Annotated in this window: 25 protein-coding genes; 10 read left to right on the top strand and 15 right to left on the bottom strand. The window is 59.7% G+C overall.

Features of this window, described 5'->3' with window-relative positions:
* The 4 genes from NKF26_RS23235 to NKF26_RS23220 all read left to right on the top strand — a co-directional run.
* On the top strand, positions 1 to 414 hold a 414-nt coding region (locus NKF26_RS23235), incomplete at its 5' end, for a fumarylacetoacetate hydrolase family protein (RefSeq protein ID WP_253234952.1).
* A gap of 695 nt (positions 415 to 1,109) precedes the next feature.
* Positions 1,110 to 2,204 (top strand): Gfo/Idh/MocA family protein, encoded by a 1,095-nt coding sequence (locus NKF26_RS23230; protein WP_253234951.1) that lies wholly within the window; start codon positions 1,110 to 1,112, stop codon positions 2,202 to 2,204.
* 3 nt (positions 2,205 to 2,207) lie between these two features.
* Complete coding sequence (locus NKF26_RS23225; protein WP_253234950.1) at positions 2,208 to 3,071, top strand: amidohydrolase; 864 nt, start codon at positions 2,208 to 2,210, stop codon at positions 3,069 to 3,071.
* 49 nt (positions 3,072 to 3,120) lie between these two features.
* A complete protein-coding gene (locus NKF26_RS23220; protein WP_253225978.1) occupies positions 3,121 to 3,852 on the top strand; it encodes a fumarylacetoacetate hydrolase family protein in 732 nt (243 codons plus the stop codon).
* Here NKF26_RS23220 and NKF26_RS23215 read toward each other — a convergent pair.
* Positions 3,849 to 4,847, bottom strand: coding sequence for an LLM class flavin-dependent oxidoreductase (locus tag NKF26_RS23215; RefSeq protein WP_253234949.1), 999 nt, complete (start codon positions 4,845 to 4,847; stop codon positions 3,849 to 3,851). The two genes, NKF26_RS23220 and NKF26_RS23215, sit on opposite strands and share 4 nt — an antisense overlap.
* Before the next feature lie 186 nt (positions 4,848 to 5,033).
* Here NKF26_RS23215 and NKF26_RS23210 point away from each other — a divergent pair, with 186 nt between their 5' ends.
* Positions 5,034 to 5,510 (top strand): hypothetical protein, encoded by a 477-nt coding sequence (locus NKF26_RS23210; protein ID WP_253234948.1) that lies wholly within the window; start codon positions 5,034 to 5,036, stop codon positions 5,508 to 5,510.
* A gap of 20 nt (positions 5,511 to 5,530) precedes the next feature.
* Here NKF26_RS23210 and NKF26_RS23205 read toward each other — a convergent pair whose 3' ends face one another.
* From NKF26_RS23205 to NKF26_RS23170, 8 genes are all read right to left on the bottom strand, one after another.
* Positions 5,531 to 7,060 carry an Nramp family divalent metal transporter gene (locus tag NKF26_RS23205; RefSeq protein WP_253225975.1) on the bottom strand — a complete coding sequence of 510 codons (1,530 nt, stop codon included), beginning with the start codon at positions 7,058 to 7,060 and terminating at the stop codon, positions 5,531 to 5,533.
* A 67-nt stretch (positions 7,061 to 7,127) separates the two neighbouring features.
* Positions 7,128 to 8,375, bottom strand: a complete 1,248-nt coding sequence (locus tag NKF26_RS23200; protein ID WP_253234947.1) for an MFS transporter — start codon at positions 8,373 to 8,375, stop codon at positions 7,128 to 7,130.
* Positions 8,376 to 8,463: 88 nt separating this feature from the next.
* Positions 8,464 to 9,558, bottom strand: coding sequence for a UxaA family hydrolase (locus NKF26_RS23195; protein ID WP_253225973.1), 1,095 nt, complete (start codon positions 9,556 to 9,558; stop codon positions 8,464 to 8,466).
* A complete protein-coding gene (locus NKF26_RS23190; protein ID WP_253225972.1) occupies positions 9,555 to 9,860 on the bottom strand; it encodes a UxaA family hydrolase in 306 nt (101 codons plus the stop codon). Before NKF26_RS23190 ends, NKF26_RS23195 begins: the two co-directional genes overlap by 4 nt.
* Entirely contained in the window at positions 9,857 to 11,038 is a 1,182-nt protein-coding gene (locus NKF26_RS23185; protein ID WP_253225971.1) for a UxaA family hydrolase, read from the bottom strand. Before NKF26_RS23185 ends, NKF26_RS23190 begins: the two co-directional genes overlap by 4 nt.
* Before the next feature lie 119 nt (positions 11,039 to 11,157).
* Entirely contained in the window at positions 11,158 to 13,362 is a 2,205-nt protein-coding gene (locus NKF26_RS23180) for an LUD domain-containing protein (protein ID WP_253225970.1), read from the bottom strand.
* A complete protein-coding gene (locus tag NKF26_RS23175) occupies positions 13,363 to 13,872 on the bottom strand; it encodes an LUD domain-containing protein (RefSeq protein WP_253234946.1) in 510 nt (169 codons plus the stop codon).
* Positions 13,873 to 13,968: 96 nt separating this feature from the next.
* Positions 13,969 to 15,144 (bottom strand): mandelate racemase family protein, encoded by a 1,176-nt coding sequence (locus NKF26_RS23170; protein ID WP_253225968.1) that lies wholly within the window; start codon positions 15,142 to 15,144, stop codon positions 13,969 to 13,971.
* Positions 15,145 to 15,546: 402 nt separating this feature from the next.
* On the opposite strand from NKF26_RS23170, the gene NKF26_RS23165 reads away from it, so the two are divergent.
* Positions 15,547 to 16,941, top strand: coding sequence for an FAD-binding oxidoreductase (locus NKF26_RS23165; protein WP_253234945.1), 1,395 nt, complete (start codon positions 15,547 to 15,549; stop codon positions 16,939 to 16,941).
* Between the two features lie 24 nt (positions 16,942 to 16,965).
* Here NKF26_RS23165 and NKF26_RS23160 read toward each other — a convergent pair whose 3' ends face one another.
* The 3 genes from NKF26_RS23160 to NKF26_RS23150 form a co-directional block, all read right to left on the bottom strand.
* Positions 16,966 to 17,238, bottom strand: coding sequence for a hypothetical protein (locus NKF26_RS23160; protein WP_253225966.1), 273 nt, complete (start codon positions 17,236 to 17,238; stop codon positions 16,966 to 16,968).
* Positions 17,239 to 17,481: 243 nt separating this feature from the next.
* Positions 17,482 to 18,684, bottom strand: a complete 1,203-nt coding sequence (locus NKF26_RS23155; RefSeq protein ID WP_253234944.1) for a glycoside hydrolase — start codon at positions 18,682 to 18,684, stop codon at positions 17,482 to 17,484.
* A gap of 346 nt (positions 18,685 to 19,030) precedes the next feature.
* A complete protein-coding gene (locus tag NKF26_RS23150) occupies positions 19,031 to 19,261 on the bottom strand; it encodes a hypothetical protein (protein ID WP_253225964.1) in 231 nt (76 codons plus the stop codon).
* A gap of 209 nt (positions 19,262 to 19,470) precedes the next feature.
* Here NKF26_RS23150 and NKF26_RS23145 point away from each other — a divergent pair, with 209 nt between their 5' ends.
* The 3 genes from NKF26_RS23145 to NKF26_RS23135 all read left to right on the top strand — a co-directional run bounded on the left by NKF26_RS23145 (position 19,471) and on the right by NKF26_RS23135 (position 21,911).
* Positions 19,471 to 19,893: a GtrA family protein gene (locus NKF26_RS23145; protein ID WP_253225963.1), complete on the top strand. Its 423-nt coding sequence runs from the start codon at positions 19,471 to 19,473 to the stop codon at positions 19,891 to 19,893.
* Positions 19,894 to 20,125: 232 nt separating this feature from the next.
* Entirely contained in the window at positions 20,126 to 20,683 is a 558-nt protein-coding gene (locus NKF26_RS23140; RefSeq protein WP_253225962.1) for a MaoC family dehydratase, read from the top strand.
* 886 nt (positions 20,684 to 21,569) lie between these two features.
* Positions 21,570 to 21,911, top strand: coding sequence for an ArsR family transcriptional regulator (locus NKF26_RS23135; protein WP_253234943.1), 342 nt, complete (start codon positions 21,570 to 21,572; stop codon positions 21,909 to 21,911).
* A 137-nt stretch (positions 21,912 to 22,048) separates the two neighbouring features.
* Here NKF26_RS23135 and NKF26_RS23130 read toward each other — a convergent pair whose 3' ends face one another.
* The gene (locus tag NKF26_RS23130; RefSeq protein WP_253234942.1) at positions 22,049 to 22,540 is read right to left on the bottom strand and encodes an Lrp/AsnC family transcriptional regulator; all 492 of its coding nucleotides are present in this window, start codon (positions 22,538 to 22,540) and stop codon (positions 22,049 to 22,051) included.
* A 678-nt stretch (positions 22,541 to 23,218) separates the two neighbouring features.
* Between NKF26_RS23130 and NKF26_RS23125 the strand changes: the two genes are divergently transcribed.
* Complete coding sequence (locus NKF26_RS23125) at positions 23,219 to 24,052, top strand: TrmB family transcriptional regulator (RefSeq protein ID WP_253234941.1); 834 nt, start codon at positions 23,219 to 23,221, stop codon at positions 24,050 to 24,052.
* 96 nt (positions 24,053 to 24,148) lie between these two features.
* On the opposite strand, the gene NKF26_RS24535 is transcribed toward NKF26_RS23125, so the two are convergent.
* Both NKF26_RS24535 and NKF26_RS23120 read right to left on the bottom strand, forming a co-directional pair.
* The gene (locus tag NKF26_RS24535; protein WP_369682183.1) at positions 24,149 to 24,451 is read right to left on the bottom strand and encodes a HalOD1 output domain-containing protein; all 303 of its coding nucleotides are present in this window, start codon (positions 24,449 to 24,451) and stop codon (positions 24,149 to 24,151) included.
* 1,338 nt (positions 24,452 to 25,789) lie between these two features.
* On the bottom strand, positions 25,790 to 26,551 hold the full coding sequence (locus NKF26_RS23120; protein ID WP_253225960.1) for an IclR family transcriptional regulator: 762 nt from the start codon (positions 26,549 to 26,551) through the stop codon (positions 25,790 to 25,792).
* Positions 26,552 to 26,579: the final 28 nt, after the last annotated feature.

Here is a 26,579-nt window from a genome sequence, read left to right as displayed (position 1 = left end):
CGCGGGGAAATCGTCGGCTACACCATCGGCAACGACGTCTCCAGCCGCGACATCGAAGGGGATAATCCGCTGTATCTCCCGCAGGCGAAGGTGTACGACCGCTGTTGTTCTATCGGCCCGTGTATCGCCACGGACGAGACGGTAGAGGACCCTCACGACCTCGAAATGTCGCTGACGATCGAACGCGACGGCGAGATCATGTACGAGGACTCGACATCGACGAGCGAGATGGCGACTACCTGCGAGGAACTCGTCTCGTATCTCAAACAGCACAACGTTCTCCCCGAGACGTTGGTTCTACTCACCGGAACCGCACTCGTGCCGCCGGAGTCGTTCACCCTCACCGAAGGTGACGAGGTAACCATCGATATCGACCGTATCGGACGACTCGTCAACGAAACGATGAGCGTTTGAACGGGCGGTAAAACCGTTTTCGGACGAGCAAAACCCGCTCCGACAGGATGGTTGTTCGAGCGTACGGAATCGGATTCCGCCGATGCTCGGCGGAGCTACCGATAGGGAACGAACTTCGACACACCGTTCTCCAATTCAGAAACATACGTGGATGAATAAACGAGGTGTTCGGGGAGAATGGTCATCGATCAGGAGGAAGTTCGAACCGTTGCGGATTCACCGCCGAACAGGACGAAAGATCCGCCGTTCGGGGTCCGAACGGAGAAACGGAAAACGGGACTTCGATGACCGTTCTCCATCCAAAGGGGGAAGACGCCGTGAGGATTTCCTCACAAGGACGAGTACCGTCCATTCGCTGCTTTCAACCACCGGTGCTCTAGGGTCGTGTCCGTGGGAGGGTGGGCGGCGGAAGAACGCCACTCGACCGGCCACGGGTTGAAAACGTTTGTTGGTTTTTCCCGTCGAAATCCGGACGAATTTCCGAATGTAGCCGTACGAAAACACATATCGGCATCGATGGAGCGTTCTGAATTCCAGAAAGCCTACTTCGAAGTAAAATCGAACGGGAAACGGTGAGAACCGGGGAAATCGAAGTCGACACGATTTCTGGGAGACGGGCTTCATTCGTCGTCCTGTGGCGTTCGTTCCGTCTAGACCACCAAATCAATCAAGTACACGGGGGGACGTGTAGTAGTATGGTCTACAGAGCTGGTATCATCGGCGCTGGTGGTATCGCGGGGATGGGAATCCTCGGAATGCACGACGAAGCGGATATCGGTCGGAAGAAGTTTCGAGCGAGCCACGCGGGAGGGTACAACGAAACCGACGGGGTCGAACTCGTCGCGGTCGCGGACGTGAACGAGGAAAAACTCGACCGGTTCGGGGAAGCGTGGGACATCCCCGAACGGGGGCGCTACGTGGGCCACGACGCGATGCTCGAAAACGAGGAGTTAGACGTCGTTTCGGTCTGCACGCCCTCGTACCTCCATCGTGACCACGTCGTCGCGGCGGCGGAGTCCGACGCGGACCCGGACGCCATCTGGTGTGAGAAACCCATCGCCGCGAGCGTCGCCGAGGCGGAAACGATGACCGAAGTCTGTGAGGAAACCGACACCGAACTCGTCGTCAATCACTCGTTCCGGTTCACCGAGAAGGTCCAGGAGCTACGAAGCGCCATCGAGGAAGGTATCGTCGGGGAGACGAAGTCCATCGCGGCGACCTTCCGACGCGAGTTGATGCGAAACTCGACCCACGTCCTCGACCTGCTCGTCTATCTGCTCGACGCCAGAGCGGCCACGGTCAGCGGCTACATCAACGGGGAGAACGACGCCGTCGATGCGCTCGGCGGGACGCGGGAGGTGACCGACTCCGGCGGCGGCGGCCACGTGCTCCTCGACGACGGCACGTTCGCCACCGTCGATTGCACCGTCGCTCGCGAGATATCGTCGATGAGTCTCCAGTTCGTCGGCACGGAGGGGAAACTGTACATCAACAACGACGACGGCGAGTGGCGCTACTGGACCCTCGAAGACGGAACCCACGTGGAGCGGCCGATTCCCGGCGTGTCCGGCGCGTGGTCGTGGGACGAGGATTATCGTCGAGCGTTCCCGAACGCCGCGAACCACATCGTCGACCTGCTGAACGGGGACGCGGAGAACCACTCCCCCGGCACGGACGCGATGCGGTCGCTCGAAATCATCGTGGGATTCTACATCTCGGACTACACGGAAAGTCACGTGGACCTGCCGCTCGATACGCCGCTCAAGGACGTGCGGATCACGTCGTGGTGAACGATGCGGCTGATCGACACACACGTCCACGCGTGGGGAGCGGACTCCGAGCAACGGCCGTGGTACGAATCCGTTCTCCCCCCTGGATGGTCCGGGGAGTACACCCACGAGGACCTCATCGTGGACATGAACCGCGTCGGCATCGACGAGAGCGTCATCGTCACCACGCCGCTGTACGGCCGGGAACGCGGCGCGAACGATTACACCCTCGAATGCATTGCGGCCCATCCGGACCGTCTCCACGGCGTCGGACTCGTTGACTTCTTCGCAGACGACGTTCGTGACCGTCTCAGGGCGGTGCTGGACCACGACGGTATGCTCGGCGTTCGAATGCACGCCGCGTTGGAGTACGACGACGCTCCCACGGAACTCGACCGTACCGGCGACTGGATCCTCGACGACGCGCTCGCGCCGGTGTGGGAGGAGATGGCGACGCTCGATGGGTGCGTGTTCGTGTTCCCGAAAGCACAGCAACTCGGACTCGTCGGCCGACTCGCGGCGGCACATCCCGACGTCACGTTCGTCGTGGACCACATGGCGTGGCCGGACGGGACGACGACCCCCGATTCGGAACCGTGGAGCGACTTCCGCGACCTCGCGGCGTTCGACAACGTCTACGTGAAGGTGAGTTCGTTGCCCCGTTCGTCCATCGAAGGGTGGCCGTATCGCGACCTCTGGGGGTACGTTCGAAACCTCGTCGAGTGGTTCGGCGCGGACCGCTTGATGCTCGGTTCGGACTACCCGTGGATGGACGACTGGGCGACGTACGACCAGTGTCTCGATTGGGTCACGGAAGCCAGATTCCTCTCCCCCCGGGACCAGCGCTACCTCAGGGCGCGGACGTTCACGGAACTTTTCGACGCGTAACCCTGCCGCAACGGCAAGGGTTTTGAGCATCCGCCGGAATCGTGAGTACATGTCTCACGTCAGATTTCGCGACCCCGCCGGTGCCGTCCGAACAGGCTCGTGGACGGACGACGGCATCGTCTTCGCAGACAGTACGTACGACCCGGACGAGGTCGATATCCTCCCGCCGACCGAACCGAGCAAGATCGTTTGTGTGGGCCTGAACTACGCGGACCACGCGGCGGAGTCCGGAATGGAGGTTCCGGAGCGACCGCTGTTGTTCCTGAAACCGCCGAACTCGGTGGCGGGCCACGGCGATACGATTTCGCTCCCCGAGGGGAAAGAACAGGTCGAATACGAGGCCGAACTCGGCGTCGTCATCGGCGAGCAGTGCCGAAACGTCGCCGCCGAGGACGCCGACTCGGTCATCGAGGGGTACACCTGTGTCGACGACGTCTCGAACCGCGACGACCAGATGGTCGAACAGAACTGGATTCGCGGGAAGGCGTTCGACGGGTCGGCCCCCATCGGCCCGGTCGTCGCGCCGCCAGAGGAAGTCCCGGACGACGCAACGGTCGAATTGCGGGTGAACGGGGAGGTCAAACAGCACTCCTCCCGCGCCGAGTTCATCTTCACCGTACCGGAGATAATCGAGGAGATCACGGCGTACATGACGCTCGAACCGGGTGACGTCATCATCACCGGAACACCGGCGGGCGTCGGTCCGCTCGCGGACGGAGACTGCGTCGAGGTCGAAATCGAGGGCGTCGGAACCCTCGAACACTTCGTCAGCGCGGACTAAAACCGCGGGATCACTTCGTCGCCGAACAGTTCCATTCCCGTCGTTTCCGGGAAATCGAGGAACAACAACTGAAGTTTGTCGAACCCGAGGCCGCGAATCGCGTCGATTTGGTCGGCCACTTCGGCGGGCGTTCCGATGAGGAAGCCACCCTTTTCGCGGGCGTCTTCGGCGTCCGATAGCTCGTCGTCCATGTCCGATTCCTCGCCCCACGGCAGCGGGAAGATGCGGTCGCAGTACTCCCGCAGTTCGTCCTCGTCCTCGCGGACGAGGACGTGGGAGAGCCACGAGCGCTCCACGTCATCCGGGTCGCGCCCTTCCGCTCGCAGGTACTCGTCGAACTTCCGAACCTTGAATTCGATTGGTTTCCCCCGAGCACGGGCGCTGATTTCGACGTTCCACTCGTCGGCGTACCTCGCGGCGAGTCGCAGCATCCGCGGACCGGCACCGCCGACGACCAGCGGCGGATACGGCTCCTGCACGGGTTTCGGCTCGTTGTATGCGTCCTCTATGTCGTAGTGGTTCCCGTGGAAGGTCGGGGCGTCCTCGGTGAACATTGCCCGGAGGACCTGTATCGTCTCCTCCAGCATGTCGATCCGGGTGTTGACGTCCGGGAAGTCGAAACCGTACGCGGCGTGTTCCGCCTCGTGCCACCCCGCCCCGAGGCCGAGTCGAAGGCGACCTTCGGAGAGCAGGTCCACCGTCGTCGCCATCTTCGCCAACAGTGCGGGGTTCCGATACGTGATCGAACCGACGAGGGGGCCGAGGTCGACGTCGTCCGTTCGCTCGGCGAGCGCGCTCAGCAACGTCCACACCTCGAACTCCTCCCGTCTGGGGCCGAGCATGAAGTGATCGGGTGCCCACAGGCCACCGAGGCCGGATTCGACGGCCGCGTCCGCCCCGGCGAGCACCGAGTCGCGGTCCAGCGCGTCGTAGAGCGGCGCGTCCCGATGGACGCCCGCACCGGCGTAACACTGAACCATCCAGTCGAATTGCATGGATACAACGGTTCGCCCCGAGATATTAAGTGTTCGGCCGGGACGGATCGAAGTATGAGAGGATAAAGATCGAACCGCGTCCGATTCGTCCTCGGCGATGAAATCCCGACGATCCATTCGTTTATTTTGGTAGTTATAGATTCGTAACCAAAACGTTGATTTCCGATCCTCGGCATCTGTAGTAGCATGTCGCACTCGAAGACCTCGGTCCTCGATTCCGAGTTGTTCTGGGAGTCCCTCACCGTCGGTGCCTTTTCGCTCACCATCCTCGCCTATCTCCGAATCGGGTTCGTCGAAAGCTTCCTTCCGCTCGTCGTCGGGATCTACTGCCTCCGTCGCTCCTTCGCCGTCAGGGTCGATGGGGGTCGTTCGTCACCGAACGAGGGATTGACGGAACGGTACGACGTGCCGGAGGAGGGGGAGGTATCGGACGAGCGACGACGCGAGATCATCGACGAAGTGCGAACGGAGTACCGCAAGAAACGGAAACTGTGGGGGGCGTTGACGGGTCTCTCCGGAATTCTCGCCCTCGCTGCGATTCCGGTGACTATAGCCGTGACGGCCATCGGCGGCATCATCGCCGGATACTGCTTCCTGCGTCGTCGTCACGCGAACACTATCGTTCGCTATCTGGACGCCGTTCTCGACGAACTGCCCGAGTAGAATAGGCCGAAGGGATCGTCTCAGAACGAGGCGAACCCGAGGTACTCCAGGATGGAGATGACGCCCGCACCGGTGAGGAACACGCCGGAGATGATCAGTCCGACCGTGAGCGCCCACCCGCTCCGCAGTTCCTCCGGAAGTGCAGTTCGCTCGGCCCACAGCATCGCCCAGCACCAGAGGCCACACCCGAACACGCCGCCGATGATGGAAGCCGGGGTGACGATGGCCACGGCGGACAGTCCGGACCAGATGAGAACCAGACCGATACCACCAGCATAGATCATGGTGATGATCCGCGCCTTCGTCATGTTATCCCGTTCCAGGTTACGAGCGCGCGACGAGAACGGTTTGACCGTCTCCAGCCACGTCCACGTGTACCCCTCCCACGTCGCGTAGAGCGTCCCGAAGATGGCGAAGAACACGCCGATCTTCCAGAGGATGGTCAGGCCCGGGTTGATGGCCGAGAACCACCGCGCCTGAAACGTGTAGAGATCGATGCCCGAGGGGATGAGTTGTGCCTTGTGGAGACTCTGTGCTCCCAACACCATCGCCGCCGCCGTGAAGAAGGTTATCGCGGTGAACGAGATGATGACGTCGACCTGCGGGGCTCGCAACCACGATTTGGCCCGCTTGAGGTTGTCGTCGGTCAGTTCGAAGGGCACCGTCGTTCCCGGCGCGAGTTCGCGGACGAAATCGGATATCTCCTCCGAGTCCTCACGGCGAAGGACGCCCCAACTTCGTTTCTTCGAATAGCCCACGTAGCCGATGTAGTCGTAGATGCCGCCGCCGACTGCACCCATGTAGGTGACGACTTCGATCCAAACGGAGCGACTTGCGACGTCGGGATACTTCTCGTAGACGAACGGCGCGTACCCCGACGGCATGTGTGGGACGAGGCCGCCGAGAACGCCGCCGAGCGACGGTTGGGCGGCGATGGCGAGTACGGCGATGGTCGCCGAGAGGAACGCCACGATTGCGATCTGTGCGCGTTCGACGTAGTCGTACCCGCCGATGAGTACGAGTCCCGCGGTTCCGACGATCAGAACCGTTCCGATAGAGGCAAACACCGTATCGGTCATCGGGAGGCCGAATATCCACGCGATTATCTGGCCGAGCATCTTGGACAGTCCGCTGATCCACGCGGGAAAGGCGAGGATAGCGATTCCGCCCATCAGGAGGGAAAACCATCCGCGAGGACCGGGGAGCTTTGCCCATCGCGACATCACGTGTTCGCCGGTCAGGGTGTAGTATCGGACGCCCGAGTAGGTCATGATACCCTTGACGAGTCCCGCCCAGACGAGCGCCCAGATTATCGAAAGTCCGAAAATCGCACCGCCGCGGGGGGCGAACAACGTTTCACCGGAACCGAGCGTCACCGAGGCGACGATGGCACCGGGACCGAAGTAGGCGAGCAACTTCTTCCAGTCCCTCGACCCCTTCTGCAGTTCCTTCGGCGGGGTCGGGAACGTGATCGACCGCTCCTTCGACCGTCCTGGTTCTTCAACCGGCCGCTCTATGCCTGTCTGTTCTTGCGCTGACTTGGCAGTCATGTTGTAACCTCTGCTACCGTGAGAAAAGTACCCACACGAGGTTGATAAATATTTTTGGAATATTAATTTAATTATTAAAAAGAGATACCGATGTGTTGGCACTCCCGTCGTGCCTCCCTCGGAGATAGGCCGAAACGACGGCGGCGGCGACTGCCACCGTCGCGAGTACCGCGAAGAGCGAGGCGACGCTCGCTCGCGTGAGGACGTATCCGGCGAGCGTCGCGCCGAGTGCCCCGATTCCGAAGACGCCTGCGTAGGTGTAACCGTAGCTCAGACCCCGCGTATCGGACGAGGAGTGATCCGCGACGGTCGCCTGCATGAGCGGCTGTTCTCCGAAGAGAAAGACGCCGAGGAGGACGGAGAGGGGAACGAGACTCCACGAACCGTCCGCGGCGATGGTCGCAAACGCCGTGGAAACCCCGGCCAAACAGAGGAAGACGAGGATCAGTCCGCGGACCGGGTCCGTCCTATCGACGAGCCATCCGCCGACGTACTGGCCGACCACGCCGACGAGGAGTAACCCGCTGTACAGGTACCCGGACAAGTCGCGAAGCAAGCCGGAGAACACCGCTCCCGACCCGGCCGCCGTCTCGAACACGTCCGGCAGGAACGTCAGCACGCCGCGGTAGAACAACCCTTCCAGAACGACCAGCAGGAAGATGACGTAAAACCCGCGTTCGAAAAGTCGCTTCGATGAGGACAGGAACGATGCCATCGAAAGGTCGGTTCGAAACCCGTCCTCCCGCTCCACTTCCTCTCGACCGGTCGGGTCGGTGTGAACGACGAGCGTAAGCGCACCGATCAGTACCCCGGGCACGACGAGAAGCGCCGCGACGTACCGCCAGTACAGGTCCGCGAGCAACACCGAAACGGCGAGCGGTCCCATCGCGGTTCCCAAGTTCCCGGCGACGCCGTGGACCGCGAGGCCGCGCCCGCGCTCCGAGACGGTGCGGCTGAGCAACGAGAGGCCGGTCGGATGGTAGATACTCGCCGCACCGCCCCACAACAGCAGGCCGACCGTGAGGACGAGGAGGTTCGGTGCGAACGCCAAGAGGCCGAACCCGGCCCCCATCCCGACTGCACTGGCAGCGATGAGTGTTCGCGTGTCGTAGCGGTCGGCGAGGATGCCACTCGGGAGCGCTCCGACGCCGAAGAGGCCGTATCCGACGGTGACGACGACCCCTATCGTCGCCGCATCCGCGGAGAACGTGGACATCCAGAGCGGGATGAGGAGCGGAATGGTCAGTTCGTACGTGTGCACCAATCCGTGCGCGAACGACGCGACGGCGACGGTTCGGCGGTCGTCCCCGTTCATCCCGGCCACCGTCCAGGCGCGGAGCCTTCACCGCGAGAAATCGAACGCTGACCGAACCGCGTCGATAGGAGGGCCGTGAATCGCATAGTTACATCGAGGGGCCGACTCGGGTTATCGCAAACTCGGTCAGACCGTGTTCATCGACGGCACAGGGTCGCCCATCGGCGACGGCGCGAATCGAGGAGCACAGGTCGTTGGCCGTCGCCGCCGTCGCGTCCACGTCGATATCGTCCGCGAGCGCACCGACCGTGGAGCGCTCCCCGGAAACCTTGAGCACGGGAGCGGTCGGATGGCCCGCGGGAATCCCGTCGGCCGTGAGATGGACGATGAGTCCGGCACCGGCAGCGACCAGACCGGTCGCCGCCTCCTCGAACCGGGATGGAGCATCCAGGAGGGCGAGACCGGAATCGAGGGACGATGGCGACCCGTACTCGATGACCTCCTCGACGTTCGACGAACCCCACTCGCGGGTGCCGTCATCGAAATCGAGCGATGCGGCCCGCATCCCGACGCGCGTCGCTCGCGGCGGTTGGCTTCGATGGCGGGAAAGCAACTCGTCGAGTTGAGCCGCCGCATCCGACGTCGTTCGCGCGCGTGCGTCGTCCGGATGCGCGAGTACGCGCTCGGTACCCGCGACGACGACCCGCGCGCCCGCTTCCAGTAGTTCATCGACCGCGTCGCCGACGAGTGGTGCAGCGACCTCGCGCGTGCTCTCGCGCAAGTCGCTCGAAACGACGCCGACGGTCAGGTCCCCGAGCGAAATCGCTCGTTCCTGCGTGTCCGCTTGCATCCAGAGCTCGCGGGCCAGTTCGATACCGCGCCGAACACAGGCTTCGGTGCCGCCGACGTCCTGAATCGACAGTTCGCGGACGGGAGCGCCTCGTTCGGCGAGCGAATCGGCGACGTCGTCGCTCTGCACCTCCTCGCAGCCGAGGCCGACGACGACGACCCCTGCCACGTTCGGGTTCGTTCCGATACCCACGAGCGTCCGCGCCGTCTGCTCGTTGTCCGCACCGAGTTGCGCGCAACCGTGGTCGTGCGGCGTCGCACGAGCGTAGGGGAGTTCGTCCGCGATTCGTTCGGCGACGATTTGGGAACAGATGACCGACGGGACGACGAGCACGTGGTTCCGGATTCCGACGGTGCCGTCGGGTCGTTCGTAGCCGTCGATGGAGGTCGTCATCGGTCGTCCTCCTGCTGGTCCCCCCGCCCCCGCGTGCTTTCGCAGTTGTGCGTGTGAACCCACGTTCCGGAGGGAACCTCGGCGGTAGCGCGACCGATGACGGCTCCGTACTTGTACACCTCGTCGCCGCGGTCGATGGATTCGAGCGCGAACTTGTGTCCGAACGGGATTTCGTCCGCGAGCGTCACCTCCCGCCCGTCGTCAGCGAGCGTTCTCCCGGCATCGAGATCCGCGAGCGCCGTCGCGACGGTGTCCCGGCGGTCCATGACGAGGGCGACGTCCTCGATGACGTCGCCCTTCATGCTTCCTCCACGAGTTCGTTCGGCTGAATCTCGTTGATGGCGAACTCCTCCAGTTGACGGCGTTCCGCTTCGGTTCGGCGTCCGTCCGCGACGGCCCGAACGGTCTCGAACAACCGCTCGCCGACGGCGTCGATTTCCTCGCCCTGCACGATTGTCGAGGCGTTCACGTCCATGTTGTTCCGCATCCGCTCCCACGTGTTGGGATTGCCGGTGACTTTGATGACCGGCGCGATGGGGTTTCCGGTCGTCGATCCCCGACCGGTAGTGAACGCGACGATCTGTGCACCCCCGGCGACCTTCGCGACGACGCTTTCGACGTCGTATCCGGGCGTGTCCATGAGGACGAGGCCGCCGCCCACCGGCAACTGCTCGGCGTAATCGACGAGTCCCCTGACGGGCGTGGTTCCGCCCTTGGCGATGGCCCCGAGGCTCTTCTCCTCGATGGTCGTCAGTCCGCCCTCCTGATTGCCCGGCGTGGGCTGTGCGCCCCGGAGATCCACGCCCATCAGTTTCGCCTGCCCCTCGCGCGCTTCGACGCGTTCGAGGAGTCGCTGGCGGACGTCCTCGTCCGCACATCTATCGGCGAGGACGTGCTCGGCGCCGATGAACTCCGGCGTCTCGCTGAAACTGACCGTGCCACCGGCCTCGACGATTCGGTCCGCGGCGTTCCCGACCGCCGGATTGGCCGCGATTCCGCTCGTCGCGTCGCTGCCGCCGCACTCCGCACCGAAGATCAGTTCCGACACGTCTGCCTCCTCCCGTCGCGCGTCCGCGATGCCTTCGTGGAGGGACTCCACGAGACGCCGTCCGTCTTCGAGCGCGCGCTTCGTTCCTCCACAGGCGCGAATCGAGAGCGTTTCGACCGGCTTGCCGGACGCGGCGATGTCGTCCGCGAGCGATTCGGCGTCGATGTCCTCGGTTCCGAGTTCGAGAACCAGCGCCGCGCCGACGTTCGGGTTCCGACCGATACCGGCGAGGACGCGCTCGGTCTGTTCGCGCGCCGGTCTCGGCTGTGTCGTTCCCATCTGATGGGGCGTCGCCCGCGCCCACTCACCCGCTTCGGACGCGATTCGACGGGCGACGGGGCTGGCCGCCACGGAGGTCGGGATGAGGGCGACGTAGTTGCGGACGCCGACTCGCCCGTCGTCCCGTCGGTACCCTCGAAACGATGTTGACATACGGCTACTTCGTTGTTCGGAGTCCGCAATAGCTTTTACCCCATTATTCGGTGAAAATACAGGAACGACACCGTTCGACGGTATCGAAGACGAAACGGCGAACCCCGTCTCCCAGGTCGCTATCGGAGGGAACCCGCGAGAATCTCGACTGGGTGTCGAACGTCGGCGGTCAGGAGGTCGGCGAGTTGTTCCGTACAGGAGGTACCGGAGGCGACGATGGTTCGGTCGGTTTCGTCCTCGAACTGGTCGCGGAGCGTCTCCCCGACGTCCATGCTCAACTCGTAGTACTCCGATTTGTAGCCGAAACTCCCGGCCATGCCACAGCACTCCACGTCCGAGGTGACGACGTCGTACCCGAGTCGTTCGAAGACCGCTTCGGTGTACACGTCGAGGCCCAAGGTTCGTTGCTGGCAGTGGCTGTGATAGGCGAGTTTGGAGTCGGAACGCGCGAGGACGTCCGCGTCTGCGCCGTTCTCCAGCAGGCCGAAAACGTATTCGAGAACCTCGTAGCTGTTCTCGGAGAGCGTTTCGTACGCGTGGGCGGGAAGCAGTTTCTCGTACTCCCGCCTGAACATCGCGAGGTCGCTGGGTTCGATGACGACGACATCGCGGTCCCGGTCGATGTGGCGACGGAGTCCGTCGAACACGCGGCGGGACTTCGACGCGGCCGTGTCTATCATCCCCTGCGAGAGCGGAGCGCGGCCGCTTCCGGGGACGTCCGGCACGACGACTTCGACGCCGAGCGATTCGAGCAGCGAAACCGCCGCCTTCCCGCGCTCCACGAGGACGTAGTTCGTGTACACGTCGGGGTAGAGGACGGCGGTTCGGTCGGCGTCGCGGACGTGACTGCCGCCTCGCGCCGCGAACCACTCGACGAGCGACTCGCCCCGGAAGGTCGGCAAGTCGCGTCGCCGGTCGATACCCGCGATTCGACCCATCGCGGCCTTGACGGGCGAGGAGTCGAGCAGTCGGTTCGAAACGGGTGCCGTCTTGCTCGCCACCTTGGCCAACGTCTCGAAGTTGCCGAACGCGCGTTTCTGCAGGTCGAGGCCCGCGGGTTCCTCGTCGGGCGTCAGTCCCTCGACGAGGAAGTCGAACTCCGAGGAGTCGTGCTCGTGATTGAGCCTGTCGCGGACGACGGTGTTTATCCACGGGATGTCTATCTTCACCGGGCAGGCGTTGACACAGCGCGAGCAACCGGTACAGAGGTCGTTGAACTCGGCGGCGCTCTCGATGCCGTGGACGCCGGTTTCCCACCCCGTCGCGATGCCGCCGGTGTACGTCTCGCCGCCGAAGGCGTGGCCGCCGACGTGCTGGAAGTTCGCACAGGAGTTGGCACAGGCACCGCATCGGATGCAGTACAGCGTCTCGCGGAGTTGGTCGTCCTCGCGCATCGCCATGCGACCGTTGTCGATGAGCACGAGGTGGAAATCGCGTTCACGCTGGCTTCCGAATCCCGGTTCGTCGGGGTGCTCGAAGTCCAGCGTGGGCGAGTCGGTCGGCGGACTGAACAGCGAGACGTACTGGGCGATGTCCTGTCCCGTGGCCGACCGGGCGATGAGTTCGACGAACGGCCCGAGTTCGGCAAGCGACGGAATGACCTTCTCGACGCCGGTGACGGCGACGTGGGTGTCGGGCGTGACGGCACACTTTCTGGCGTTCCCCTCGTTGGTGACGAGCGTGATGGTTCCCGAGTCGGCCAGCACGAAGTTCGCGCCCGTCATGCCGACGTCGGCGTCGCGAATTCGCTCCCCGAGGTAGTCCCGGGCGAAGTCGGTCAACTGTTCGGCCGTCTCGAACGGTTCGTCCGGGTCGAAGTACTCGTTGAAGAGGTCGGCGACGTCGTCGGTCGTCCGGTGGAACGACGGTCCGATGAGATGGGAGGGCGCTTCATCGGCTATCTGGACGACGAACTCGCCGAGGTCCGTCTCCCAGACGTCGACGTCGTCCGCTTCCAGTGCGTCGTTGACTTCGAGTTCCTCCGTCGTCATGGACTTGCTCTTCACGACGGAATCGGCGTCGGCCTCGCCGACCACGTCTCGGATGTAGGCGTTCGCGTCCGCCGCGTCGTCCGCGACGTACAGGTGGCCGCCGTTCTCCTCGACGGATTCGCGGAGGGTCTCGATCAGTTCCGGAAGCCGGTCGATGGCGTCCTCCTTGATGGCGCGGGCTTCCTCGCGAACCCCCTCGTACCCGGCGAACTCCTCGACGGCGTCGTATCGACCCTCGTTGAAATGCGTCGTGTTCTCCTGAACGCTCGCCCCTTCCGTCTCCAACAGATGCCGGATTTTGGCCGCTTTCTCCCGCCGAAGTTCGCCGCTCATCTAGCGACCCTCCACGACGATGACGCGGACTTCGGCCGGGCCGTGCACGCCCTCCACGAGCGCGCCCATGTCGCCGGTAGCGCTGACGCCGGTGGCGAACACGGCGGAACGCCGACCGTCCTCGAACTCGCCGTCGAGCCAATCGAGGGCGTCGCGGACATCGGGGACGATGTCGCTCTCGCGGACCACGGCGACGTGGCGAGGGGGATAGAGGCTCACCGGTTCGGTCCCGTCGGGCGTCGATTGGAGCACCACGCTCCCGTGGGCCGCCACGCCGAGTGCGGCGGGCGTGACGCCCGTTTTCGCATCCGCTAGTTGTCCCGTCGAGGGTGAGCGCGTCACGTCGGCGTCGTCGAGCGAGACGCCGTCGATATCCAGATCAACGCCGACGGCGGGCCGTTCGATGACTTCGCCCAGCGCGTCGGGGAAATCATCGACGGTCGTCACCGTACACGGAACGTCGAGGTTCCGGAGCGACGATTCGAACGCCGTAGTCGATTCCGTTGGCATGCACGGACCTTGTGGAGATGTCCTAATAACCATTCTCCTGGCGGCGATATACTATCACCCGTCGATGAACGATGAAAAGGAAATCGAGGAGGCGTTTTATTCGTACACGTGCACGCTTCCGGTGGCGTTCGATTCGACGTAGTCCCAATCGTACTCCACGCCGAGTCCGGGGCCGTCCGGAACCGGAACCGTGCCGTCGTCATCGACGGCGTCTATCATGTCGGAGTACTCGCCCAGATACACCGGCGGTTGGGTGTTCTGGCATTTCGGATGGACGAGCGCCATCTCGTAGTAGTTCGAGTTCCGCGTCGCGGCGATGCAGTGTCGCTGTGCCGGACCGGGTGCGTGAAACTCCACGTCGAGTCCGAAGCTCTCGGCCATATGGGCGCGCTTCATCGCCCCCGTGATGCCGCCGTCGTACTCGGGGTCGGCGCGGACGAAGTCGGTCGCCTCGTTCGCGACGAAGTCGGCCGCTGGTTCGAGGCCGCGAACGTGTTCCGTCTGGAGTATCGGGGTATCGAGCGACTGTCGGAGCTTTCGGTGTGCGTGCTGTGAGATGCCACCGTCGCGGAAGGGGTCCTCGTACCAGAAGAACCCCTCCTCGTCGAGCGCGCGGCCGAGTTTGAGCGCGTCACCGAACGTTTCGAGTTCGCAGGCCGGGTCGTGCATCAGGTCCATCTCGTCGCCGACGCGCTCGCCAACCGCGTGAACCGCGTCGATTTCGCGGTCGAGGTCGCGGGAGATGTCGCCGCCGCCCCAACCGTGAATCTTGTAGCCAGGGAACCCGCGTTCCCGGCACTCCTCGGCGAAATCGGCGAACGCTTCGGGGGAGTCGAGGCCCCCGTTCTCGTCGCCGTGGTAGGTGGAAGCGTAGGCCGGAATGCGTTCGCGGTACGTCCCGAGGAGTTCGTGAATCGGGGCGTCGTAGTACTTGCCCGCGAAGTCCCACAGCGCGATGTCGATGGGTCCGATACCCATCCGATCGTACTTCCGCAGTGCACGCTTGACCTCGCTCCAATGTTTTTCCCGTTCGAGCGGGTTCTTGCCGACGAGATAGTCGGCGACGGTGTTGTACTGTGCGGCCCCCGGGGAGTTCCCGCCGATGTACTCACCCGAGATGCCGGTGTCCGTCTGAACCTCGATGGCGAACAGTTTCCGTTCCGTCGTCGCTCCCGGTTCGTAGACGAGGTTGAAGCCGTGTTCGTCGGTACCGACGTCCTCCAACGGGTACGCGAACTCCGTACTCACTATCTTCGTTATTTCTGGTCCCACAGTACCTGATTCCGGGAAGACCGTATAAAATCTTTTTCGTCGCTCTAGTAACGAATGGTGACGAACTCCCGTCCCGAAACAATCTGCGCGGGGACGGGACGGCTTGGCGACCGATTCCTCACCAACACGGCACGGCACGGTACGGAACGACATATTCGACGGTTACTGAACGGGTAGTCGGCAGTACGTACCCGATATCGTACGGACGAAATATCGTTCCGCGAGGGAAATATACTAATAGTTCCGAGAATATCGCTTCTATAGTTCCTACTCTATGCGAATATTTGGCAGATATCGTATGATTTCCGGGTGAGGGGTTGGTGTAAGATTCCCGTGGAGATCATCAGTTCCAGATCTACCGCTTAGTCGGGGGTTTATACCGCCTCCTACCGTCTCTCTCCTATGGCGTACGATTGTTCGTTTCTTACGGATCTCGCGTTGGAGGGAACCGTCTCGCAGAGCCGATCCGACCGGGGTAATCACGCTGGCGACTTCGGAACGCGTGAAGAGGACGAGATCGAACCGGACAGCGTCGTCTTTGCCGAATCGACCGCGGACGTCGCTTCGGTCGTCAAGGCGGCGAACCGGCACGGGGTTCCAGTCACGCCCTACGCTGCGGGAACCGGACTGGAACACAACGCCACGCCGGTTCATGGCGGTATCAGCCTCGATACCACGCGGATGGACGCCGTTCGGGAGATCCGTCCCGACGACCTCCAGATCGACGTCGAAGCGGGCGTCATCGGTGACGATATCAACGAAGCTCTCGAACGATACGGACTGTTCTTCCCACCGCTTCCCTCCTCGGGGGCCATTTCCACGATCGGCGGGATGATCGCCACCGATGCGTCCGGCCAACAGACGGTCAAATACGGGGAGATAGCCGATTGGGTACTCGAATTGGAAGTGGTGTTGTCGGACGGGTCCGTCATCGAGGCCGGAAGCAAGGCGGCCAAAACCTCCAGCGGGTACAACCTGAAGGAACTACTCATCGGAAGCGAGGGAACGTTGGGAATCATCACGCGAGCAACGCTCGAACTCGCCGGTCGGCCCGAGCAGGTGAAGGGTGGTCGTGCCATCTTCCCGACGTTGAACGACGCCACCGAGGCGATTTCCGATGCCGTGACTTCGGGAGTGGACGTGGCGAAGATCGAACTGATCGACGAGAAGACGGCGATGCTGGCGAACGATTACTCGGATACTGATCTGCCCGAGCGACCGATGGTGTTCGTCGAGTTCCATGCCAATCACGGCATCGAGGAGGAAATCGAGTTCTGTCGGAACGTCTTCGAAGCGCACGACCTCGAACGGATGGAAATCGCCTCGGGTGAGGAGATGGAGCGACTCTGGCAAGCCCGCAAGGACATCACCTATGCGGCAAAAGAGTACGATCCGGACCTCGACATCGGGCCGCCCGGCGACGTGACGGTCCCCATCAGCCGGTATCCGGAGATGATCTCCGAAGTCGTCTCCGTCGCCGAGGAGTACGACTTCCCGATTCCCTGCTTCGGTCACGCCGGGGACGGTAATCTCCACTACTTCGTACTGGCGAACTACGACGATCCGAAGGAATCCGCCCGTGCCGGTGAGGCGTACTCCGAACTCGTCGAACGTGCGATCATGCTCGATGGGACGGCGACCGGTGAACACGGCATCGGTGTTGGGAAACGGAAGTTCATGGAGTTGGAACACGGCGAAGCCTCGATCGGCGCGATGAGAGCTATCAAGGAGGCACTCGACCCGAACGGTATTCTGAATCCCGGAAAGATCATCCCGCCGTCCGACTCGTCCGAGTAGAGTGTGCGCTTCGCCCGTCCGTGTTCACTGGAGCTGCATTTGAGCGGCGTGGTCTACCGCGGCGTCCGCTATCTCGGCCGCGGTGGCATCGGAACGGTCCGCGAGCACTCGAAGTAACATCCCCAGTTGGACGGCGGTCATCTCCTGTAACGCTCCGTTTTCCTCGACATCGTTTCCGAAGTAGTACTCCTGTTCGCCACCGTGGTGAACGAGTCCGACGTAGACGGACCTGAGTTCCTCTCCAGTGACCGCTTCGGACGCGCGCTCCTGCAGTTCCTCGAATTCGGGGTTTTGCATCGTTCCATGGACGTAACGAAGCTCCGTTAAACCATGGGTACGTTCCATCCGTTCACAAGCGTTGAAATCGTCGAAGTCGCTTTTCACCGTTCACGAACCCGGTACGCCGAGGTTCGACCTCGGCCGAGTGCTCCAACTCGGACGGAGAGCATCATCGTCCGCCGGTACGGTTCGTCACACTTGTCGAACGGCCTCGAAGGGATGGCCGTTGCACCACGGATTGTATCGTGCAACCGGTGCAGATTACCTCGGACGGGGGCCGGTCACCGGTACCGTCGAACTCTCCATGGCGGCCATCCACTGTGGATACTCCTTCCGTTCCGTCCCGTCGAACGATGGATCGCCGGACATCGCCTTGATGGCACGGGCGTCGTCGAGATTCCAGACCGCGCCATCTTCGTGAAACAGGCCGTTCACCACTCCTTGACGCCGGAAATGGAGTTCCGATGCCGGTCGTAACATCAGCGACCAGAAGAAGTTCCCGACGTTCGCTTTATGGATGAGCGGGGCGAGCGACGCGTAGTCCGGATAGCGTGCCTCGCCGGTTACGTCCGCGAAAAATCCATCGCCCGGACGAACCCGTTGCCACTCGGAGAGCCACACTTGGCTTTCTTGCTGAACTTTCGTCAGTGCCGCCTGTTGGAGCACACGACGGAACAACGATGGCTTCTTGACGAAGTTGTAATGGAATTGAAGGATGTCCATCCCCCAGTCGAGATACTCGGCATTGTTCGCGAGGCTAGTGGAACCCATCGTGAGCGGAACCGAACCACGATAGAGCGTCAGCACCTTCGCCATCGCCTCGACGAACTTCCGGGACGACTTCCGCCAGCCCGGTTCGTTCGAGAGTTCGATGGCGAGCAACCGTTCGTCGCTCCCGTATCGGGTCATGAACCACCGGATGAACTCGCGAGGGGTATCCCAGAGTTGCTTGTCGAGCATCGTCCTCGTCGACGGAGAGAACGTTTGAACGCCGGTGAGAAGTCCCGTATCGTACAGGTTCTCGAAGGTGGGTTCCTCACCGATGCTATCGAACAATCCGAGAAGAACGCGGAGTCCGTACGCCTCCGCGGTTTCGAGGAAATGTTCCAACCGCTCTTCGTGTGCGTCACGGTCTTCCAACCAGAACTCGTAGCTCAACCACGTTCTGATGGCGTTGAGGTTCAGACTGGCGGCGTAACCGAGATCGCGTTCGATGACTGCGGGATCGTACTCTCGCCACATCTGGTACCGGTTGAACGCCCGTGACGGGATATAGATGGCTCCGCGAACGTCGACCGCATCCGGATTCGATGCCGATTCGTTCGAACTGGTTGTACTCCCTGATGCAGTTCGTTTCGTTCCATCGCCCTGCGAGGCAGCCCACGAATTACAGCCAGCAAGCCCGATGGAGGACGATGTTGCCCCTATTTGGAGGAAGCGGCGGCGGGAAATCTGGGGGTCCATTCGTAGGGGGCGATTGTCGAGTCGTATGATAAAGACTGTGCCCATGGGTTTTCGATGTGAAATGATACCACTACCCGTGGTTCGTAGAATAGACGATGAATTCGGACGATCATAACGCCCGGTATTCTCGTACGCGGTAATCCGTGTCGGGTGTCGGTCAAACGGCGTGTAGTCGCATGTGGACGGGCCGAGCCAATCGTTCCGATATGCCGCAGGAGAATTCCAGTCACCGCTACAAGGACTCCCCGTCACTCGGTCGGGGACACGGGTGAAGGGTGGTCGAATGCGGCGGGAAATGGGAATGGGGATGGGGGATAGTAACCGGAGCGGGGACGTGAATGTCGGGTTAGCGCTCCGAGTACCACGCCTGCTTTTTCTCGTCGTCCCCGGAACGTTCGTCTTTCGCGGCGCGCTCCTCCAACTCATTCACGCGCGTTTGGAGGTCGTCGATCTCCTCGCCGAGCGTATGAACCGTTTCGCTGAGAGCACCGATCACTTTCCGCGTATCGGGGTCGATACCGCGTGCCGCCTGCATCTCGTTCAACTGTTGTAGCAGTTCGTCGTGTGTGTCCGTCATACGCAGGGTATGGAATGGGACCACCACAAATCTTTGGCAAAATATTCGATACCTTCGATTATCAGGTGTGTTAGGGATGAAAACCGTCGGATAACTAGATGACCATCGAACGGCTTTCCGGATTTCCCTGATTTTCCGTCGCTTCCACAGGCGTTCGAGTCGGAGAGAAACGACAGGAATACACGGTCCGAACCACTCGGTACCGAAATATGCTTCGGGAATCTCTTCGCGATCTCCGACGCGGCCCGCTCTTCCCCCAGTTACGACGGTTCGTAGCCGTCGGAGCAGTCGCTGCGGGAGTGCAAATCGTTTTGCTTTGGATGTTCGTCGACAAGGCCGGTCTCAACTACTTGCTCGGCGCGGCGATCGCCATCGAGATCACGATCCTGTTTCAGTACTCGCTCAACAACGCCTGGACGTTCCGCGCGACTCGAAATTCGACCACGAGCGACTATCTCGCCGGGTTACTCAAAACGAACGTCGTCCGCGGATCGGCGATCCCCATTCAACTCGGGATCCTCTATTTGCTCGTCAACAGCGGCGAGATCCTCTATCTGCTGGCGAACGCCGTCGCGATCATGATCAGTGGCGTCTACCGCTACGTCCTCGATTCACGGTGGACGTGGGGGTGAACGATCCATCCAACATCGAAGGCCGGACCGCAATGGGTCGATCCGCGTCGGACAGGGCAACGGTCACCGACCGAGTTCGTTTAAGTAGTTGTCGCGATAACGGATATATACGAGGCGGATTTTCGATGACAACCGCTTTCCGGTGAGTCCGTACTATCCCAGTAGTAGATGGAGAGCGGACACTAGGAGTCGTTCGTTTTAGTATGCTCTCGGTCGCATAGCCATGTGAACGATGAGCGAGAACGATAGACGCCTCGTTGCTGGCTGGCACGGGCGATATTTCGATGATTTCACCGTGGGCGACGTGTACAAGCACCCGTTTGGACGAACGGTGACCGAAACGGATAACGTCTGGTTCACGAACGTCACGATGAACTGCAACCCGATGCATTTCAACGAAGCGTACGCCGCCGAGACGGAGTTCGGCGAACGACTCGTCGACGGGACGTTCGTCATCGCCCTCGCGGTCGGAATGAGCGTCATCGATATCTCCGTCAACGCGACGGCGAACCTCGGCTACGACGAAGTTCGCCATCACGCACCGGTCTTCCACGGCGACACCATCTTCGCGGAGAGCGAGATACTGGACAAACGCGAAAGCGAGTCGCGCGAACACGTCGGAATCGTCACGACGGAGCTCCGTGCGTTCAATCAGGACGGCGATTTAGTGCTCTCGCTCGAACGGACGCCGATGGTACTCAAGCGAGCGTTCGCGGAACCGAGCGCGGCGGTACCACCGGGATGGCCCGACGGCGTCGGGACACAACCGGACGATATCGATTCATCGTGATTCGCACTCGTTTCTATAGCCCTTACGATCTGTGAACGGAATAAACGATACACGATTTCTTCGAAGTACAATCACACCCGTTCTTTAACTTTATCCTGACCCTGTCTGTGATCGTTCCCACGCGATCATCGATAGCCCAACTTATTTCTCCTCGTGAGTTTCTGGGATAGCCCGCTCGCTACGGAGGGACTGGTTTCGTGATTCGATGAGGGCACCGTTCCGCTCGAAATCACTTCCGCTTATCAAATCAGGCAGAAGAGCAGCTTCATGATGAATAGAAATAGATACATTCATTACTTTTCTTAGTCCTTCGTAATTATACGTCGCGCTGAATCACGATGGTGTCTAGTTAGGATTCGATACTAAATCGATGGTTCCAGGTAGGATGTTCGCGAGACTTACCGCCCTCTGTAGTCCCAGAATCCAGGAGAGTCTCGGGGGTGGTCTACCCGCACCTGATTGATTAGGGTCTATTTGTCTCACTACCTCATGTTGCACTAAGCGGGTGTGGACACACCTGATCGCAAGTGGCGGACAGCAATTTTGAGAGCGGTTTGAAGTCGCCGTCCGCGTCTCGACTGCACCATATTTGTGGGTCACTTCCTCGGCAACAGCTGGGATCCTTCAGTATGAGCAACAGACCTCAAGTTGCTACGTACGCGACAATCGACACAGAGTTTGAATATCTGGGTTACAACAGCCTTATTTCCCTCCATCTGTGCGTATGACCCACGGAAACCACAACAAAGACTCAGCGTTTGTACCCCACTCAGCGAAGGGCCGCTTGAACCGGGGTCACCGGCCATGTAGGATTCTCTGGTTTTTCGCGTGGACCGTCACGCGGAACGCACAGAGTCACCAATCCCGCAACACAGGACAGAGACCAATGTCACACGCAACCACATCACCATCGCTCAACACCATGCTCGGCACACTGGGTAACTCATATCGCCGCCGTATTCTGATCGCAGTCCTGAATCAGAATCCGCGTGCTGAAGATGAGTTTACCTTAGACAAGAGTTCAACTGACGAGATGAATGATGCAGAGATAAAATCGATGAAAATACAACTCCACCACATACATCTCCCCAAATTAGCGGATGCAGGCTATATCGACTGGGACCCGGACACAGGAGCGATTCGTCGTGGGCCCAACATTGACGAGATTGCCCCACTGCTCACACTGATGCGCGATCATGCAGACGAGTTACCCGACGATTGGCCCTAATCTGCATGAATTCACGTCGAGTCTGGTAGAGATGACCTTGACACCTCTTTTCGTCTTCATGAGAACAACGACGGTCTAGCGAGACTGCTAGTGAACCGGGAGACGGTAGAATACTGACGCGTCGGTCGAAATATCGCCTAGTCCTCAGGTGAGTCCTCAGTGGCCTCTTCGCTGAAATGAAAATGGTTGAACGGTTGGGTGTGGCGCTTGCGCATCATTTCGGCCGATTCAACCGTGAGTCCCATCTCATGCAGCACGTCCGTGATGCGTGTGATATCTTTGGTACTCGTCCCAACTGCCTCAATGTGTATATTCTGGCGTCCAACCAGCATCTCACGAACGTCGATCACGCCCTGTATCTCGAGCACCTCCCTGACGTACTCGGCCCGCTCGGTTGGTGGGGCTGTGCAGACGAACTGGATTCGGAGGGGCAGGTTCGCCGCCTCGTAATCGATTTCGGGATGATACCCCTTAATGATCCCATCCTCTTCAAGCGCTTCGATGCGGTTGCGAACCGTACTCGCCGAGGTACCAACGGTTTCGGCGATCTCTTGGGTAGTTGTATTGCGTGCATCACGCTGGAGATGATACAGGATTCCGCGATCGACGTTGTCGAGTCCTCGACTCATACCTCAAGGTAGATCATGGAAGCCTAAAGAAGATGTGTGAGAATATGAGTGAATACTGGGACGCAATTGCTTCACCGTCGATTCACCTCCTCAAACGCCGGACAACCCGTACCAGGAGGTCTGTCTATGAGTAGTGCGGGCAAGAAACTGCCACGAATGTGGCAGCCTTGGTACGGAGCAGTGATTGGTTGGGACCCTAATCGATCTCCGTACCATTTCGAGGTACATGCTCGCCGCGTATAACCCTACTGTGATCATGTGAGTGAATGACACCTCAACAAATCAACACAACAGGTACAATACCGTCAGACTGAGACCCCATCAGATACTATTCAGAGAAGGTAGTTGTGTATTGAGTCACAAATCGATACGAACGAACCGCAAGAGTGTGATCCCCGGCGAGCCAGTATTAATTGCTATATTAGCAGATTTCATCCACTGTATTGCTCATTCAGGAAATCGATGCTGCGATTATGCGGGTGAATGGGTCCATATACTGTTTATTTATCAGTGTAGCAGTTTGGAGAGGGGTGTCTTTGATACGTCTGGAAGGAGAATGTATACTGATAATGCATTGCTCTGTCGAGGCCGTTCAGGGTGGCGAGACAAGAACTGACTTACGGCCAACGACAGAACGGTGTGAACAGCCCCAGAATAGCTGGGCAAATGGTTGGGACCATGAACGAACTATCTAATCAACAACGAGCGGTCGAATTGCTCCAACAACTCGGGCTCAAAGAGTACGAAGCACGCTGTCTTGTCGCGCTTTCTCGCGTGTCCAAAGCAACAGCCAAAGAGGTCAGCGAAATCTCGGACGTGCCGCGAACGCGCGTGTATGACGCGATCAAAGTGCTCGAAACCAAGGGCTTAGTTGAGGTACAAAACTCGAACCCACAACAATATCGTGCAGTACCTGTCGAAGAAGCGACCGAGACGCTACGGCACGAGTACGAGTCGCGAACGGCCACGCTTGCGGAGACACTGACTGCAATTGAGCCTGCCGAATCGAATGGGGGCGAAGAAGTCACCCACGACGTCTGGGCGTTATCGGGAACGCCTTCGATTGCAAATCGAACGAGACAGCTCATCGATGGCGCAACCGAAGAGATCGTCTTGATCATCGGGCGAGAGGAAATCCTCACTGATGGCCTGAGTCAGCAACTGCACGCAGCGAACGAGAGAGGAGTTGAGGTGGTGGTGGGGACACTCACCGAAGAACTCCGGGATCAGGTGATGACGGCAGTGCCCGACGCAACGGTGTTTCATTCTGGCTTGGAGTGGTTGGATAGTTCAGCACTCGATCTCGAGGACGAGACGATGATTACGCGATTACTGCTTGTGGATCGGGCTACGATCCTCGTCAGTACCGCGCACAAGAGTGCAATAGATGGGATCGAATCCGAGCAGGCCGTCTTTGGTCGAGGATTCAACAACGGGTTAGTGGTGATCAGCCGGCGATTGATGGCGACGGGATTGCGGCCGACAGAAGATCCTGGTATTGCAGACGAATAGTTCCAGTAGTGAGACTGTGAACTGGCTCTGCAAGAGAAGGCGGTTGCATGACGGACCCATTAGCAAGAGAGATGTGGTGTAAGGTTGGAGTGTGTGCTAGGCGGGGGCAACGCGAACGGAACCAGTACTGTCGACAGTGACGGTATAGTTAGTGTAGGCAAAGGAGATCGAGGTAGCCGAGTTGCGGTCTCGTGTCGAGTGTCCATCGAAGACCGCATCAAGAGCCTCGGGATCAATACACGTGTAGAGTGAATCGATTTCCCATGGTTCACAGTTCATTGCCTGGGCAATGGTCTTGGCAATGGCGGTGCTTGGTTCGGTCGCGGACCAGTCATAGTGATTGGAAATCCCATCGGATTCGGTCTCATCGTTAGAGTTTGGGGGATTCTCCTTACTCATCGTAGGGGACTATTGTCGTGATCAATAATAGACCCTTTGACAATCTGGGTGACAAGATACACGCACCTGCTTTTTGAAGCGAGACTGTGGCAGGCTCTACACCCGTCCTATGTGAGTAAACAGTCGATCAGGAGAATCTGGGTGGTGTCCACTGCCGCTTATACTGCCCACAGGAAGTCAATCACCGAAATCGAGTGAATTCGGAGAATCAACTTCGCTGCCGTCCCACGTTCTACTTTGGTTATAGAATCAATCAGTCGTTTAGAAATGTGCTCAAATATCATATCCCCGATAATTTATTGCGTTTTTCGGAATGTGACCATATCACTATTATCGAATAAGAGACTATCAAGGAAAATAGAGAGCATGTACTCAGCAATATTGGGAAAGCACTTACCGAAAGCGCGAAGTGGAACATACATGAGACGTCGACAAGTCCTTCTCGGAACACCAACTGTAGTAACTGGGTTGGCCGGTTGTTCAATGCTATCGTCCTCATCATCGATGCTCACAATCGCTGTATTCAGTCACGCTAATAGTCCCTACACGATTGAGATGAGCCTCTTCAGAAGTGGTGCCAATAAATCCCGGAGTGAAGCGAGGGTATACGACACAAGCATCAACATTAAACCACAGGGGCAAGCACGACGGAAGAACGTTGCTGAGGCTCAACCGTACCTCGTCGAGTATAGCGTGTACGAGAACAACAATAGACTAACCGATGAAGATCACGTCCACTACTTTCCTCCCGACAACGGAAACAATGATAGCTTAGCATTTGATATTGATTCGACGGGAACTCTCACTCGACGATGAGCAGTTTACACCACGGATTGCACACAGATCGATTCGAGGGTACCGGGGTGTGTTCACTTCCGCTTATGGTTCTAAGCGGAAGTTCGAATGTCGGAGAGAGGATTACAGATATCGGTCACCTCAGACCTACTACTGCTCAAAACCGACCATCTACGACATTGATAAAGTCTATTATGCTATATCAAATTTTGTCCGTCTCGACGTAGAGTTCGGGAAGGAGATTTCGACGGGATACACGTGATGGGATGTCGATCGACGCCTACGGGTTACGATATTCGATCATGGCCACACAGTTTCAATTGTCCATTACACCATTAGTACTGTAAAGCACCTACGAGACGGTTACCGCTGACAAGCATGAGCCACGTGATCTCACTTTTTGAATCCGCAACTCGAACCGAACACGACGTCCAACAGTGTTGGACAACGGCAGGAAAAGGGAACCATGGTTCGAAGTCTTTGTCATCGACGCCCCGGACGTTCGACAGTGAAAAGCGACCGCGCGAGTATTCAACAGAATCACTACGAGTAGGTGAGGTTGATTCCGATTATGTTGGCCGTATTCTGGACCAAGTTCGGTAGGTCCTCGCGGAACCGTTGACCGGTCATTCGACCGCGGGGACCCGAGACGCTGACGGCACCGATGACTTGGCCGTTGTCCAATATCGGTGCAGCAACACAACGGAGACCTTGTCTGAGTTCACCCTCGTTGGTCGCGTACTTGCGTTCACGAATCCGTTCCAGTTCGTTCCACAACACGGAGCGGTCGGTGATCGTTTTCTCGGTTCGTGCGGGCAGTCCATGCTTCTCGATAATCTCCTCGACGTGGCGACTCGAGAGATGGGCGAGTATCGCCTTTCCCGCGGAGCGACAGTGCAGATGGACCCTGCTTCCCGGGTAGTTGTGAACGGGAATCGAGTTCTCCCCCTTCGCTCGGTATAGGTACACTCCTTTCCCATTTTCGAGGACGGTGAGACTCACTAGCTCACCCGTCTCCCTCGCTAGGTCGTTGATTTCGGGATACCCGACCTCGTAGACCTGCCGTTGGTTGCGAACCGTCTCCCCCACGTCGAGAAATCGAAGTCCGACGTAGTACCGATGATCTCGATTCACCACGTATCCGATATCCTCCAAGGTACTGAGGTAGATGTGCGCCGTACTTTTCGGGAGACCGAGTTCGTTTGCGACCTCGGTTACGCCAGCACCATCCGTCTGTTTGAGGTGTTCGATTATCTCGAAAGCTTGTTGTAGCGATTTGAGTGATTTCGTCGTTCCCTGTGACATTGAAACACTGCTTTTCGTAGAATCATAA

It is taken from the genome of Haladaptatus sp. AB618 (genome assembly GCF_024136965.1).
GTDB lineage: Archaea > Halobacteriota > Halobacteria > Halobacteriales > Haladaptataceae > Haladaptatus.
The sequence above is the reverse complement of the archived record's forward strand: the minus strand, read 5'-3'. Positions and strand labels throughout refer to the sequence as shown.